14 protein-coding genes are annotated in these 13,920 nt (G+C 65.8%); 1 reads left to right on the top strand and 13 read right to left on the bottom strand.

The annotated features are described in order from the left end of the window. Positions 1-34: 34 nt before the first annotated feature. The 13 genes from AC5P9N_RS14750 to AC5P9N_RS14690 all read right to left on the bottom strand — a co-directional run bounded on the left by AC5P9N_RS14750 (position 35) and on the right by AC5P9N_RS14690 (position 13,534). Positions 35-3,127, bottom strand: a complete 3,093-nt coding sequence (locus tag AC5P9N_RS14750) for a hypothetical protein (RefSeq protein WP_099470283.1) — start codon at positions 3,125-3,127, stop codon at positions 35-37. Positions 3,128-3,205: 78 nt separating this feature from the next. Next, positions 3,206-5,380: a hypothetical protein gene (locus AC5P9N_RS14745; protein ID WP_032961810.1), complete on the bottom strand. Its 2,175-nt coding sequence runs from the start codon at positions 5,378-5,380 to the stop codon at positions 3,206-3,208. Between the two features lie 3 nt (positions 5,381-5,383). Next, entirely contained in the window at positions 5,384-5,782 is a 399-nt protein-coding gene (locus tag AC5P9N_RS14740; protein WP_032961812.1) for a virion core protein, T7 gp14 family, read from the bottom strand. 32 nt (positions 5,783-5,814) lie between these two features. After that, on the bottom strand, positions 5,815-6,288 hold the full coding sequence (locus AC5P9N_RS14735; protein ID WP_005412400.1) for a hypothetical protein: 474 nt from the start codon (positions 6,286-6,288) through the stop codon (positions 5,815-5,817). Then, positions 6,285-8,417 carry a phage nozzle protein gene (locus AC5P9N_RS14730; RefSeq protein WP_005412401.1) on the bottom strand — a complete coding sequence of 711 codons (2,133 nt, stop codon included), beginning with the start codon at positions 8,415-8,417 and terminating at the stop codon, positions 6,285-6,287. The genes AC5P9N_RS14735 and AC5P9N_RS14730 overlap by 4 nt, the downstream gene beginning before the upstream one ends. Beyond that, positions 8,417-9,007: a phage tail tubular protein A gene (locus AC5P9N_RS14725; RefSeq protein ID WP_005412402.1), complete on the bottom strand. Its 591-nt coding sequence runs from the start codon at positions 9,005-9,007 to the stop codon at positions 8,417-8,419. The genes AC5P9N_RS14730 and AC5P9N_RS14725 overlap by 1 nt, the downstream gene beginning before the upstream one ends. A 99-nt stretch (positions 9,008-9,106) precedes the next feature. Beyond that, a complete protein-coding gene (locus AC5P9N_RS14720; protein WP_005412403.1) occupies positions 9,107-10,060 on the bottom strand; it encodes a major capsid protein in 954 nt (317 codons plus the stop codon). Positions 10,061-10,086: 26 nt separating this feature from the next. After that, on the bottom strand, positions 10,087-10,872 hold the full coding sequence (locus tag AC5P9N_RS14715; RefSeq protein WP_005412404.1) for a capsid assembly protein: 786 nt from the start codon (positions 10,870-10,872) through the stop codon (positions 10,087-10,089). Further along, positions 10,872-11,015 (bottom strand): hypothetical protein, encoded by a 144-nt coding sequence (locus AC5P9N_RS14710; RefSeq protein ID WP_004154577.1) that lies wholly within the window; start codon positions 11,013-11,015, stop codon positions 10,872-10,874. The genes AC5P9N_RS14715 and AC5P9N_RS14710 overlap by 1 nt, the downstream gene beginning before the upstream one ends. A 16-nt stretch (positions 11,016-11,031) precedes the next feature. Next, a complete protein-coding gene (locus AC5P9N_RS14705; RefSeq protein ID WP_005412405.1) occupies positions 11,032-12,588 on the bottom strand; it encodes a portal protein in 1,557 nt (518 codons plus the stop codon). After that, positions 12,581-12,733 carry a hypothetical protein gene (locus AC5P9N_RS14700; RefSeq protein WP_005412406.1) on the bottom strand — a complete coding sequence of 51 codons (153 nt, stop codon included), beginning with the start codon at positions 12,731-12,733 and terminating at the stop codon, positions 12,581-12,583. Before AC5P9N_RS14700 ends, AC5P9N_RS14705 begins: the two co-directional genes overlap by 8 nt. Positions 12,734-12,753: 20 nt before the next feature. Further along, positions 12,754-12,933, bottom strand: coding sequence for a hypothetical protein (locus AC5P9N_RS14695; protein WP_005412407.1), 180 nt, complete (start codon positions 12,931-12,933; stop codon positions 12,754-12,756). 64 nt (positions 12,934-12,997) lie between these two features. Then, entirely contained in the window at positions 12,998-13,534 is a 537-nt protein-coding gene (locus AC5P9N_RS14690; RefSeq protein ID WP_004154581.1) for a deoxynucleotide monophosphate kinase family protein, read from the bottom strand. Positions 13,535-13,602: 68 nt separating this feature from the next. Between AC5P9N_RS14690 and AC5P9N_RS14685 the strand changes: the two genes are divergently transcribed. Continuing rightward, entirely contained in the window at positions 13,603-13,911 is a 309-nt protein-coding gene (locus AC5P9N_RS14685; RefSeq protein ID WP_032961816.1) for a hypothetical protein, read from the top strand. The last annotated feature ends 9 nt before the right edge of the window (positions 13,912-13,920 follow it).

Genomic DNA, 13,920 nt, shown 5'->3' with positions numbered 1-13,920 from the left:
CTCAAAAAGGTGGAGGCCCCGAAGGGCCTCCTGGTTACGGTCGATCAGTCCCGTCCTTGCGGTCAGGGAACTGCTGTAGGGCTTGATCCGCGATGTTGCGGACGCCCGTCATGTTGTTGAACCACCAAATCTTCCAGAAGTCGCGCATCTGCTTCTCGGTGATCTCCTCATCGTCGCGGATGGCCGAACCGATCATCCGCGTGCTGCCGTAGACCTTGTTGAACAGGTCGATGGACGGGATGCCCATCACGCCGTTCTCCAGGCCGGTCGAGCGGTTGTTGGCGAACACCGGGTCGTTACCCAAGGCGTCCGCCCACACGGCGTCGGTGACCGCGGGGATCACGTTCGACCAGCTCGATTGCGCGACAGCGTTCTTGTAGAAGTTCTCCTGCGTCAGCTGCTTCTTCCGCTGTTCGGGGTTGCCCGCAGTGTTGATGTACGTGCGAGCCGCCCAGCCCATGCCTGCTGCCGAAGTGGACAGCACGACCATCGCGTAGGTGCGCCAGTCGTCGTAGTGGTGGACGGAGTTCAGGAAGTGGCGGGTGTAGCTGTTGACCATGAAGCTGCGGAACTGCGTGACGATGCGGCCGGTGGTGGAGTGCATCAGCTCGATGCTGTCCGAGGCGTCACCTTCGAGAACCTGGTGTCGCGTCACGCGGAACAGGAAGGCCGCCATGCGCTCGCGCGTCTGGAACGGCAGCTTGTCCGGGTCGATCTGCTCGATCTGCCGCTTGCCTTTGAGGTAGCCGAACACGTCGGCCTGGGCCTTCTCGTCGAGGCCCCAGGTGCGCAGGCGGGCCACTTCGGCGTCCGACAGCTTCTTGGCGTTCGCCATGTCCAGCAGCCGCAGCAGCGTGGCGCGACCGGCGATGCGTTGGAGCATCGTGTTGATCGGGGCCATGCCGGATGCGACCGAGGTGACGTGCGTCGCCATGTTCATCGCGTTGTCGATCTTCTCGCCGTGCTTGACGTTGAACGTCTGCGGCACTAGCGCATCCTCGTCCAGGCGCAGGAACGGCGGGTTGCGCAGCCAGTCGGTGCCGGGTGCGAACAGCCGCTCCATGACGCGCGCCTCCTGCGAGGACAGCTTGCCGTCAGCGCCGCGCACCAGGAAGTCGCGGGCGGCACCCACGGAGTTCCAGAAGTTGCGGAGACCGGCATGCGCGATGGTCGGGCCAAGCTCGGCGAACAGCGAGAAGCCGACCTGGTTCATCACGCGGGCGAAGTTCCAGTTGCGCAGGAACCGCGCGTAGCGTGCGCCTCGGCTGGCGGGATCGAGTTCGGTGCTGCGGCCGAAGGTGGACTTGAGGCCGATGTCGATCAGGCGCTCGATGTCCTTCACGTCGTCGCCGGACTTGCGGGCGTCGCTCTTGAGCTTCGACACGAAGCGGTCGAGCTGTGCGCGGTTCTTGATGCCAGCCTTCGACGACAGCGCCGACCAGCCGGTGATCTCGCGCATGTAGCGGGTCATCACCGAGTCCACGTCGTTGTCGAACAGGTCGGCCATCGAGACCTGCACGTCCTCGCCAGCCTCGTTGCGGATGGTGGTGGAGTAGGTCTCGTCGAGGTCGATGCGCTTCTTCGCGCGGTCGAGCTTGCCCGACTCGTAGGTCTTGCGCTCCAGCTTGGACAGTAGCTCTTGCGACCGCACGGGCGAGACGCCCGCCTCGGTCAGCATGTTGCCGATCTCCTCGACCGAATCGCTGTCCAGCGGGCGGACCAGCAGGTCCATCCCGTCGCCCTCGAAGTTCGCTTGGGCGCGCTTGAGGTAGGAGCGTGCAACCGCCCCGAGCAGCTCGTCGTCGATCTCGTCGCCTTCGTCGGTGGTGGCCTCCCAGGCGCGACGCATGGCGGGCTTGATGAGCTGCTCGATCACGTCGTCCTGGTGAAGCTGCATCTCGCCGAACAGGCGCTTGAAGCCCTTGCCACTCCAGTAGCGCGGCAGGTAGCTGCCGTTCTGCGCCACGTTGGCGAAGCCGTCGAGGTTGCTGTCCTGCGCCAGCTTGAGCGCATCGCGCATCGCCTTGGCGACGCTGCCGGCCGCCTTGGCGGCTTCCGGTGATACGTCAGGCGCACCGCGCACGGCACGGCCGACCTCCTCGTTGAACTTTGCGCGCTCGGAGAAGTTCCACCAATGGGTGCCTGTCCGTTGCTTGTAGGCGTCCCATGCGGCGTTCACTCCGCTCCGCCATTCCGTCTCCATGACGGCCAGGTGGCGCTTGGCGAACTCGCTGGTGGACTCCTGGACCGCGACGGAGCGATCGGTGTAGCCGACGCCATCGCGGAACAGCAGGCGGCCCGCCTCGCGCACCAGCGGCGACTTGGCGCTACCCATGCGGGCAGCAAGGTCGCGGCGGACGGTGGCGAAGTGGGGCGTGATGTGCGCGTTGACCAGCGCCTTGTCGGTGAACTCCTGCTCGAATGCGCTCTCGTTGCGCAGCGGGAGGACGCCTGGCGTGAGGTCGTTGGCGGCGGTGCCTGCCACGCGGGCGGCGGACAGCGAGTCGTCACCGGCCAGCCGCTTCACCACGTCAGGCTTCACCTCGCCGTCGAACAGGGCACCCCGGCGAGCGCCGAGGGCACCACCGAACGCGAACGACAGGGCGGCGCTCTGCACGCCATCCGCGAGCGTCTGCTCGGGGTCGTAGGTGGAGGTTGCGGCCGACATCAGCGCGGAGGTGCCCGCAGCCTGTAGACCGGAACGCACCGCGTTGGCGAGGCGTCCGGCCTTGGCTGCGTACCCCAGGCCGCCCGTGGCGAGATCGAGGCCGGTTGCCACCGGGTCGGTGAAGCCGAGGGCGATCTGTCCGCCCAGGCCGAACTGCGCCAGGTCGTCGTCCGCCATCTGATTCATAAAGGCCACGGATTCCAGATAGGAGAGGTGCTCGTCGGACGTGGCCCGGCCGAACAGCTCCCACTGCTCCGGGCGCAGGCCCATCGACTCCCAGCGCTTGCGCGCGTCTGCGGGAATGCGATAGCCCTGCTGCGGCTCGTAGCCCAGCTCGGTGATGAAGCGGTCGATGAAGCCGATGCCGCCCTTTGCCTGGGCAGCGCCCCATCCGTCCCATACGGTCGTCTGATCCTTCCGGCGCTCCGCGGCCTCTCGCTGCTCCTTGCGCTCGCGCACGGCTTGCACGATGGGCTGCTGGGTTGCCGGCTTGACGATGTTCTCGTCTGCGCCGGGTAGGGATTCAAACATGCGGTCTTACTTCCTCGTCAGGTACTCCAGGAAGTCCTCGGGGACTGCCGGGGTGGTGGTGGTTTGCTTGGTGCCCGCGTTGGGAACCAGCGGCTTGGTGAGGTCGAACTTGGGCAGCTCGAAGGCGGGAGCCTCGGCGGCGCTGGCGTCGCGCTTGGCGATGGCCGCAGGGACTTCCGTGGTCGCCGACTGCGAGCGCAGGTCGCGGATGTTCCGGGACTGGTCCGCCCAGGTGGTGCGCTGCTCGACCCGACGACGCGCCTGGGATTCCGCAAGGTCTCCCTTCCAGCGCTGGTGCTGTGCCGCGATGGCACGCGGGTCGAAACCGATGGCGCGGCCGGTGTCCGGGTCAGGGATCAGCCAGTTGTCGGGGCCGACGATCTGCCACTGCCCCGGATTGCGGGGATTGGGCAGGGCCGACAGCTCATCCGGGTCGCGGCCGAGCTTGCGCGCGACCGTCTGGATCAGCTCGTCTACCGCTGGCTCGGCACCCTGCGGCATGCCGATGTTTGGCACGCGGCGGCCGTTGACGGTCGTGCGCTGGGCGTCGATCTGACCGACCGCTGCACGGATGGCAGCTTCGCCGGACACTCCGCCACGCGAGGCGATGCGCTCGGCTTCCTGGCGGATGCGGTGCAGCTCACGCGGGTCACGCGGCTTGCCGTCGATCTCCAGGTAGTCCTTGATGCCGGACTTCCAGGTGTCGTTGATGACCGAGCGGGCCTCCTCGACTTCCCGCTTCGGTTGCGTCAGGACGCGAGCGGCCTCCTGGTGAGACTGACCGCTGCGCCGGGTGTCGTAGAGGTACTGGTCCAGCATTGCGGCAGCCTCGCCGCCAGCGACCGTATCGGCGTACTTGGGCGAGACCTTGCGGAGCTGTTCGTACAGCGTCGCGGCGTTCTGGAAGTTCTCCTGGAACGCCGGGTCAGCGCGCTTGAGGATGCGTTCGAGCTGGGGGATGACGATGCCCTGCCGTGCCCACTTCTGGAGCACCTGGCCGCGTGCGGCCTGCGGGGTTTCCTCCCACTCCTTACCGGCCTGCTTCTTGAGGTCGGCGTCGCTGATCTCGTAGGGATTGCCCCCGGCTACCAGCTTGCGGATGCGCTCCTCTCGGGCGCGCTCCTTCGCTTCCTGCTCCCAGCGGCGAAGCGTCTGCTCCTGCTGGTTGTTCCAGTATCGCTTGAAGGACTGGAGGTCGCCACCGCTCAGGCCGAATTTACTGGCCCAGGTGTCGATGGTCTTGTGGGTGAGCTGGCCGCGATCCGCGAGGCCCTGGAGCGTCCACTCTGCCTCGGCCATCGCCTGCTTGCGTGCCTCGTCCTCGCGGTGTGCGATCACGCGGGCACCAGCGGCAGCCGCCGCGCGCAGCTCGTCGCCGTGCTCGGTGTTCATCAAGCCGGGCTGGCCGTCGCCGCGGTCCTGCTCCAGGAACGCCAGGATCGACTGAGGATCGCGGTTGCCTGCGGCCAGCTCCTCCTTGGCGGCCTCGACGTAGAGTTCGTCCACGTCGCGCTTGTTGAGATAGGCGTACTCCTCCTGGTCCAGCATCGCGTACAGGCCGTTCATGCCCTCGGAAGTGAGGAACGTGCCGCCCTTGATGCCGTCGCGGATGATCGCGGTCAGCGACTCCTTCTGCCGGACCAGCATTTCCCGCATCGAGTCGGCCTGCCACTGCTGGCGGACCTGCTGCGCGGCGCGCATGGCGACCGGCATCAGGGCCTTGCGGACCTGCGGGTCTTGGAACTCGGGGTTCTGCGTCAGCGCAGCCATCCGCTCCTTGATGAGCGGCTCGATGTCGGTGCCGGGTTCGGCCTTGGCGATCTCTTTGGCCGCTTCGATCTGCCAGTCGCGGACGCGGATGATGCCGTCTGCCTTGAGGTAGCCGCGACGCCATGACTCCGACTGCTGGGCAACGAAGTCCTCGGCCTGCCGGGGCGTACCCTCGGCGTCCTCCTGCATACGTTGGGTCGCCGCGGCGCTGTACTGCTCGCGGCTGTTTGAGATCATCTGCGAGTTGACGGAATCCGAGACGCGCGTCAGCACCGCAGCGGCGGTGCGAGAGAGGACACCGGCACCAGCGGAGGACGCTTGGTCAGCCTGCACCGCCAGAACGGGGCGCTCGGCGAGACGCTGCGGCACCTGCGCGCGGCGGATGATCTCTTGGGGTTTCGTGCGAGCCACGGGTTACTCGTCTCCGGGAATGGAATAGCGCTTGTAGGTTTGGATGTTGCTGTAGGCATTCGCGCCTGACTGCATCACGCCGCCCAGCGCCTCGGCATTGCCGGTGCGGATACGAGCGCGTGCTTCGGAGCCGCTTTCGACGACTCCGTTCCTGCGGTTCTTCTCGATGAGGGCCACGTCACGGCCAGCCTGGGCCATGATGTCGTTCGCCAGCAGCTCGACCGAGTTGCCGGACACTGCCGCTTCTGCTGCGGAGGCGCGCATCGCGGATCGCAGTGCGCGGGCCTCCTCCATGCGCTGTTGGGTGCGCTCGGCGGCCTGGTCGTTGATCTGCTCCTGCTGACGCTCCGCGGCTTCCTCGATGGCCTTGTTGTTCTGATCCTGGCCGTACATGGTCGCCATCGCGCTGACTGCGGCGATACCGACCTGGACTGCTACGGGGTTGCACATGGGGTCTTGGTTACTCGGACGAAGGGTGTCTTGGCGAAGCCGTAGGCGGACTCGACGCCGCTCTCGCGGAAGCCAAGCCAGCCGAGCCATCGCCGCGTGGTGACGGCGTGGACATCGACGAAGTTGAAGATGGTGCCGAAGGTGGCCGACCACTCGTCGCTGATCCGCCGAGCTTCTCGGAGGAACGTGCGGCAGAACGTGGGAGCCACCAGGGCGTCGGTGCCCAGCAGCCAAACCGAGGCGATACCCTCGGCGTGCTGGCTGAAGCCGAAGATGCACACGGGGGAACCGTCGTGCATCGCGGCGAAACTGCGGTCGCTCGCGGTCACTGCAAATGCGAGCGCCTGGAGCGGGGTGTGACCATGCGAAGCCGCCACCTCCAGGATGTCCTCCTGCCGCATGTTCTCGGCGACGTGGAGGATGTCGCTGGCGGTGGGGCTTCGATAGGTCAGGGTCATACTCGGCTGCGGGAGACGAACATGCCGCGCCACTGTGCTGACTGGAACCAGCACTGGAACGGCAGGCGGTTGACGAGGTGCATGCGGACGCTGTTGGCGTCGCCCAGCACGGGGAACCGGCGAGAGCCGGAGTGGAACGTCGGGGCGCTGGTGCGGAACACCGAGTCGTTGAGGACGCGCGCGGTGTACGCACCGGAGTGCGACGCCACGTAGGTCTCGACGCGGCCATTGCCGTGCTGCTCGACCTCCAGCTCGAAGTACGCGCCATCCTTGTAGGCGACCTCGATGTCACGCACCTGCGTGCGGCCCACCAGCACGGCCTGGTTCTGCCCACCGCGAACGATGGGCTTGGTCAGGGTGAGGCGGTGCTCGTAGTCCATGCCGACGACCACGCGGCCCTCGGTGTGGTTACCGGGGAGCGCAAGGCGGGTGCGGGCGTTGTCCCAGCGCGCCTTGGTGATGTCCAGGTACGCGCCGGGGTCTTGCCAGTCGTCCGTCTTGAGGACGGTGACCGTCATGCCATCGGGCACGATGTAGGGCAGGTCGATCCAGGTCTCGTTGCCGAACTGCTGATAGGTGGGCTGCACCACCAGCATGCGGTCGAGCAGGAAGTTGTAGTCGCCCGTGGCATCCGTGTCGTGCTGGTTGAGCACCATGCGGAACTTGAGCAGCTCGCAGCCGCCGCCTGGGGCTTCCGCGACGGCGTACAGCACGTCGTTGATGGCGTGCATGTGGACGATGCGACCGACGCCGGAGATTGACCAGCGCGTCCATGCGGACTGCTGCTTCTCGTCGCCGATCCAGCGGACGAAGTAGACGTAGAGCTGCGCGTCGGTCGGCTCGTCAGGAGCGAAGAACACGCAGTCGGCACCACTTGCGCTCGCCATCGCTCGCATGCGGCCCGGCATCAGCTTGGGCACATGCGCCGTCACGTCGGCGGCGTCGCCGGTCACCGACAGGTCGTCGATGAAGTATTCGCGCACGCTGGCGTATGCGCCGCTGTCCTCGGTGAAGTACAGCGACTCGCCCATCAGCTTCGGCCGGATGTACGGCGAGCTGCTGTAGCTGTTGACCGGATCGCTCTTGACGTTCTTGGCGGCCAGGTACGGCTCGGCGGTCAGGAGGAACTGGCCGCCCGCAGCGGCAAGGAACAGGGCCGACTGGAACGGGACTGCGTGGTAGAGCGTGGTGACGCCGTTAGACCCGCTGACGCTCACGTCGATGGGGTCGGCGTCGAGCACCTGGGTCACCGAAGTGCGCCAGAGGTTGAACGGATCGGAGACCTCGGACATCAGCACGTTCTCCCCGGCCAGGAAGCCTAGGCGGTCCCGGTGCTTGAACACCTCGCGGATGCGCTGGCCGTCGATGGACGGGAACGGGTTGCTTTGCTCGTCACCCGCGAGGCGCGCGGTCCACTCCGGTCCACCGAAGGAGAACCAAAAGCCGTCCGCATGCACTGGATCGGGGATGCGCTTGAGGATGTGCGGCATCGTCTTGGCATCGAAGCGGTGCTTGATGCCCGGCCGGGCGACCTCCAGGTAGACCGAGGAGGACTGCTTCTGGACGTAGTAGTCGTCGAATTGCGATTCGGACGAGCCGATGATGTTGTAGATCGCGCCGGTCGGCACAACGGCCGAGCCTTTGTCGCCGGGCTTCGGCAGGTCGGACATCGTTTGCGCCGATCCGTACAGCGAACCGGGCGACAGCTCATCGCTCTGCTTCACGTCTACCAGCCGGTTGACGATGAAGGTGGTGTCGGAGAACGTCGCCAGCGCGAAGCACGACCACGCACGCTGTCCCTGGGTGTCCAGGTAGTTGAGCGCGTCGCCCGTGGCGTTGACGGTGTATTCCTTGCCGGTCTCGTGGTCGAACACGCGGATGCTGCGGTGACCCACGGCGACGATGTAGCGCTCGTTCTCATCGCGGACGATGGAGTGGAAGGCACAGTCGTGATCGAGGGTGACGCCAAGGCCAGCAACGAACTCGGCGGGCGGGCGCTTGCCAGCGCCCATTGCGGCATGCAGCCAGGCGTTGATCGCCTTGGTGAGCTGGTTCGGCGAGCGGACGGTATCGTCCTGCTGCGACTCGCCTCCCAGGAACGAGGGATAGTCCCCCGTGATTAGCGGCATCAGCGGTCCCAAATATCAGACACGTCCGTCGAGCCACTGAGGAAGTTGTGGCCGCGGGCGTAGGTGAAGTCGGCGTGCTCCTGCGCGAAGATGAGGTATGCCTCCTCCTCGTGCTTCTCGGTGAACACGTAGAGCTGGTCGCTACCCAGCACGCTCGTCTGGAACAGACGCGCAGCGCGCACGGCGATGTAGCGGCGGGCCGACTCGGGCAGCTCCTCGTAGGCGAGGAACCAGGTCACGAAGTCGGCGGTGGGGGCCGACGAGAACGTGTCGGCGAGGGTGAGCGGGTTGATGAGGCGCGTGCCTCGGATCACCAGCGGCTCGCTTCCGCGTGCGGGGACGAGCTTGAGGATCGACTGCGGCGGCAGCACCTTGCCTTCCGCGTTGAGCGTGAAGGTGAACGACTCGCTGGTGTTGAACCACCAGCCAGCGGTTTGGACCTCGCGGCTCACCGCGCGGAGGGTGTCGCGCGCCTGCGAGGCGTACAGGTTGCCGAGCGCTTCGAGGTCGCTGATCGGCGCTTCGCCGATAGCACCGAGCAGCACATTGACGGCTTCGAGTTCCGTGGTCGGAGTGAGTTCGAGGTTCATGGATTCGGGGCAAAAAAACGGGGGACACCCATGTGGATGTCCCCCGTAGATGGAGAGAGATTGAAGCGCCGCGGGATTTGCCCAACGGCGCGGTATTGCTTACGGGGCCTTCGACAGCTCGATGGCACCGCGCGGAGCCAGGATGCCGTGACCCAGCGCGTACTTCGCCAGCATCAGGGTGCCCTGCTTCTCGCCCTGGTACACGTCCTCCAGGGACAGGTCCAGCAGCTTGAGGGTGCCGACCGCCGAGCGGTGGAAGATCACGCCCACGGTGTCCGCGAAGTTGCCGCGGTACTTGGCCGGGATCGAGGCCAGGGCCGACTCATCGACACGCGGCATCGCGTTGATCTTCACCAGCGGGATGCGGGCGACCGAGGAAATGATCGCCTGGCCGTAGGAGCCGTTCGATTCCGCGTTGATGTCGCGGTCGATCAAGTCCTTGTTCTCGGTCAGCAGATACCACTGAGCCGGGGCCAGTGCGCCAGTGAACTCCTGCGGGTTGTCCGGCAGCAGCTTCTCGTCGAACAGCATGCGGGCGTTGCGGAACGCATCGGCCAGCACGGTCGGATCGGAGGCCATCGTGGCGGCCTTGATGATGGCACCACCCGGCTGGCCTTCGACCTTGCCTTCGGTGGTACGAGCGGCCAGGATCGCGCAGCGCAGCTCGTTCTGCATGCGCTTGAGCGCCAGCTCCGCACCCTGCTGACGGGTGTACTCGGAACGCACGTCGTAGTGGTTCATCGCCTCGTCGATGTTGGCGATGAAGGCGTGCGAGATCAGCATCGGATCGAGGGTGATGATGGTCTCGTTGTGCTCGACCACCAGGCCCTTGATCTCGGTGCCCGGCACATGGTACTCGGAGCCGATGGTGCCGACGTTCGGGAACGAGGCGGACTTGCCGCTCTCGATGTTGCGCACCGACACGCGGCCGTCCAGCTTGTAGTTCTCGACGAAGCTGGTGATGGTTTCAGCAGTGTAGTTCTGCTTGAACAGCGCCCAGGCGTCGCCGTTGGCCTGGGCTTGACCCAGGCGGGAGGGGATTGCGTCCGACATTTAGTCCTTGCTTGAGGTTGAGTGGATTACTTGAACAGCGGCGACACGGCCAGGCGGGCGGAGACTTCCGCGCGGTAAGCCGGATCACGGTGGTAGCGCACATCGCGCATCGCTTCGACGACCTGCGCCTGCGACTGGAACGGCTTGGGGCCTGCATCGGCGTTCGATGCGGTCTTGCCATTCAGAAGGCGGCCGTTGCCGCCACGGAGGGCGACGAGGCCCTGGACTGCCAGCGCTGCGCGGCCGGCGTCGCCGGACTGCACCGCTTCGTTGAACGCCCGCTTCTGCTCGGCGCTCAGGTTGGTCTTAGCCCACTGGACCAGGCCGTCGTAACCGGCCTTGCCACCTGCGGGCGAGTAGACGGCGTTCTCGTAGGTCTGCACGCGAGCGCGCAGGCCATCGACGTACACGTCCACCAGCTCCTTCGGATAGCCCGCGTCCTGGAGCTTCTTGTAGCTCTCCTCGGACAGCGAGCCGTTCGAGTTGAACTCGGTGGCGAAGTCGTCCAGGTTCAGGCCAGCCCGCGCCAAGGCGTCACGCGCGTCATCCGCGGTGGCGTCGTCGATGGTCGCGGGGCCGCCCTTGCCACCCTTGTCGTCGGCTGGCGTGCTCAGTTGTGCGTAGGCGGCTTCCAGCTCCTCCACGGTCTTGTACTTGCCGCCGAACAGGCGCTCGCCATCGGTGCCACCCTGCGCGCCCGGTGCGGGCTGCTGGGTGTCCTGGGAGTTCTGCGGCGGCTGCTGACCTGGGGTCGGCTGGCCGTTGATGCCGTCAAGGCTGACGGTCACTTCGGACTTGCCCGGCTGCGACATTACTTGTCCTCGGGCTTGTAGTTGACGATGACCAGGCCGTTCGTCTTGCGGGTGATCTCGGCCTTGCCCTTACGCTCGACGCTCGGAGCCTTCGGGGCTTCCTTGGTCGGCTTGGCGGGCTTCTCGGTGGTTTCGTTCGACATTGCGTCCTTCTCGGGGTTACGGGGTTTGGGTCATCGCTGAGGCGATATTCGGAGCGGCACGGACCATCGCCTCCTGCGCCGAGGCGTCCTGCTGCTCGGCAGCAAGCTCGTCGTCGGAGCGGATCAGGCCCTTGGTGGAAATGTCGGAAGCGGCGGCCAGTCGGGAGATCGCCTCGCCACTGTTGAGGCGGCGCGCCTTCTCCTCTGCGCCGACAAGCGCATCCACTGCCTGACCGAACTCGATCAGCTTGTTCAGGTCGTGGCCGCGGCCGAGGGCGGCGATGCCAACGGTGATGCGCGGCTTGATGAGTTCCTGCGGCAGCTCGGGCAGGCGACCCTGCTTCTGGAGCTTGTGCAGGCGGCGGCGGATCAGCGGCAGCAAGAGCTGCTCGCCCGACATCGCCATGAAGCCGCTGAGGGCGTCGTCGAGTTCCTGGGTGAGCACCCGGATTTCGTAGGCGGTCACGCGCTCGCCGGGGCGCTGCACGGCGGACTTCACGCCGAAGATCAGCTCCAGCGAGTTCGCCAGCCCTTCGGCCTCCTGACGCACGAAGTTCAGGTCGTAGGCTTTCTGGAGCTGGAGCGTGGTCACGTCGCTGGCCTCGCCACGCAGCACCGCGCCGGACTCGGCCTCGGTGAGCTGGCGCTCGCGGATCGTCGAGGTCGGCTTGAGGAACATGATGATCTTCGCCAGCGCGGCGGCACCCTTACGGATCGCCTTGCGCAGCGCCTCCAGCGACTCGAACGCGCCCACGTAGTCGTAGACCAAGCCCTCGCCGTAGTCGTCCACGAGGGACGGCGGCGCGCACAGGGGAATCCACGGGCAGGCGTCGATGGGGTAGGTGCCCACGGTCTCGGGGACTTCGACGCCCTCGACCTCCTGGACCACTTCCCACTCCTTGCCATCTTCCGAGCGACGCACCCAGGTGTAGAGGTTCACGTCGTCGTTCTTGGTCTTTTCGTCGCGTTCCTGGGCGAGCTTCTGCATCACCGCCGCGCGGATCGAGTCCGGCAGCATGGCCGGGGCGATCTTGTCGAGCGTGATGATCTCCAGCACGTTGCCCAGGCCGTCGCGGTCGGTCACGTAGGAGGTCAGCGGATACAGCTTAGGCTTGCCCTCGTCGGGGTCGTAGAGCAGGAAATTGCCGAGGACGATGGCGTGCTTGGCCGCCTCGCTGAGGACCGGGCGGACGCCGCTGGTCTCCAGGTCGTTGACGATGACCCGCTCCACGTCCACCAGCGCGGCCTCCAGTTCGGAGGTCTCCACGCCAGCCTGCTCGGCGATGTTCTCGGCGACTGCCTGGTCAGGCGCGAGCTTGAACACCGAGGCGTTCGGCGGGAGCCAGGCCAGCACGATCTTCGAGGCCAGGGCGTTGACGCACTTCGGGCCGGTGTCGATGTAGGCGGAACCGGGGGTACGCGATTTCGCGCCCTCGTCCACCCACAGGCGGGGCAGGGTAACCTTGGCGCAGCGCTTGGCGCGCGTCTCGGCTTCTTTGCGGTTGGACTTGAGATCGCCGTAGCGCTTCGCGGCCGTCTGCTTCTCGGCCGAGGTCTGCTTGGCGTCAGCCATTCGGAATGGTCAGTCCTTGGTACTGCGTTGCGTTGTTCAGGTCCAGTCGGACCTTGGACTTACGCCGCTGATCGGCCGCGTGGCCGGTCGGCTGGGTGTCCTGGCGGGTCAGCAGGATCGGGTCTTTCTCCTGCTGGTCCGGCATGTTGGGCTTGCTGCACATGATTAGCGGGCGCGGTGCTCCATCTGCTCGACCTTCCGCAGCGCCTTTAGCCGGAGGATCAGGCGGCGCTCGCCCTGCCGGAGCAGGAACTCCTCCTTCGGCTTGGCGGGGTCGTAGATCACTTCGGGGTGCAGTTCGTCCAGGAGGTCGATCAGGTCGTAGGAGTGCAGAGGGATTTGCATAGAACTCCTGGGTTATGAATAGGTGGGGAAACTGTCGTTTCCCCCGATGATGACCACTAAACCCTTAGAGTCGGGCCAGCGATTCCGCGACCATCCGCAGGCGGTGGATCGGGCCGTTGTTGTCGATCACGGTGTCGATCAGGTCGCCGTGGACGCCTGCCTCGGAGGCATGCGCCGAGACCGGGGCCGCGCTGTCGCGGAGCACCTGGACCACCTGGCCGCCCCACTCACGGATGAACTGCGCCTCGTTGTCGAAGCGAACGTCCGACACCACGACGCCAGCAGCGCCGTCGCGGCGGGCCTGACGGATCTTCTGCGCGACCACCTTGACCCACAGGTCGCGGTCGATCATTTCACGGCCCCACTCGGTGCCCACGGTCTGCATCAGGCGGCGCGGGGTCTGCCCGTTGAGCCAGTCGAGCGGCTCCTCCTTGAGCGGGCCGTCCTCCATCGCGGACACCGGCAGGCCGGTGATGTCCGCCACGAAGGCGCGGATCGGGGCCGCGAAGGACAGCTTCACGAAGCCGTGGTCGCTGACCAGGAACTCGGCCAGGGTGTCTTTGCCGCTGCGGGCGCGGCCGGTGATTCCGATGATCTTCATGGGGACTCCAAAAGAGAAACCCGGCCTTAGCCGGGTACAATTCGTGTTCGTTATGGAAGGAGACAGGTATGGCGAGTTCTACGCCGAGTAACACAAACGGAGCGGAAATCTCTGAGCTTGCACAGAAGCTCTATGGCCTACAGGAGGCGATGGATGCGCTCGTGGCATCAGGGCAAGCACAAGGAATTCAGCGAGAGCGCTACGATGCGGCCAAGCAGCTCATCACAGATAAGCTCACTGAGTTCAGCTGCACGTATGAAACGTTGACTACGCCGAAGGCGATCCAGCTTTGGGTTTTCAATAGCCGAGAACCCGTAAGTCGGAATCCGTCAGAGATTGCACACTGGAAGCAGTTCTACGTGGACGAGTTGCGGTAAGCAGGATCA

Source organism: Stenotrophomonas sp. YJH_SMC_6, from assembly GCF_059371335.1.
The sequence above is the reverse complement of the archived record's forward strand: the minus strand, read 5'-3'. Positions and strand labels throughout refer to the sequence as shown.

Bases quoted from the DNA above. Each gene is read 5' to 3' on its own strand.
- AC5P9N_RS14740 (WP_032961812.1), bottom strand. From the start codon at position 5,782: ATGGCGACCATGTACGGCCAGGATCAGAACAACAAGGCCATCGAGGAA.
- AC5P9N_RS14735 (WP_005412400.1), bottom strand. From the start codon at position 6,288: ATGACCCTGACCTATCGAAGCCCCACCGCCAGCGACATCCTCCACGTC.
- AC5P9N_RS14730 (WP_005412401.1), bottom strand. From the start codon at position 8,417: ATGCCGCTAATCACGGGGGACTATCCCTCGTTCCTGGGAGGCGAGTCG.
- AC5P9N_RS14725 (WP_005412402.1), bottom strand. From the start codon at position 9,007: ATGAACCTCGAACTCACTCCGACCACGGAACTCGAAGCCGTCAATGTG.
- AC5P9N_RS14720 (WP_005412403.1), bottom strand. From the start codon at position 10,060: ATGTCGGACGCAATCCCCTCCCGCCTGGGTCAAGCCCAGGCCAACGGC.
- AC5P9N_RS14715 (WP_005412404.1), bottom strand. From the start codon at position 10,872: ATGTCGCAGCCGGGCAAGTCCGAAGTGACCGTCAGCCTTGACGGCATC.
- AC5P9N_RS14710 (WP_004154577.1), bottom strand. From the start codon at position 11,015: ATGTCGAACGAAACCACCGAGAAGCCCGCCAAGCCGACCAAGGAAGCC.
- AC5P9N_RS14705 (WP_005412405.1), bottom strand. From the start codon at position 12,588: ATGGCTGACGCCAAGCAGACCTCGGCCGAGAAGCAGACGGCCGCGAAG.
- AC5P9N_RS14700 (WP_005412406.1), bottom strand. From the start codon at position 12,733: ATGCCGGACCAGCAGGAGAAAGACCCGATCCTGCTGACCCGCCAGGAC.
- AC5P9N_RS14695 (WP_005412407.1), bottom strand. From the start codon at position 12,933: ATGCAAATCCCTCTGCACTCCTACGACCTGATCGACCTCCTGGACGAA.
- AC5P9N_RS14690 (WP_004154581.1), bottom strand. From the start codon at position 13,534: ATGAAGATCATCGGAATCACCGGCCGCGCCCGCAGCGGCAAAGACACC.
- AC5P9N_RS14685 (WP_032961816.1), top strand. From the start codon at position 13,603: ATGGCGAGTTCTACGCCGAGTAACACAAACGGAGCGGAAATCTCTGAG.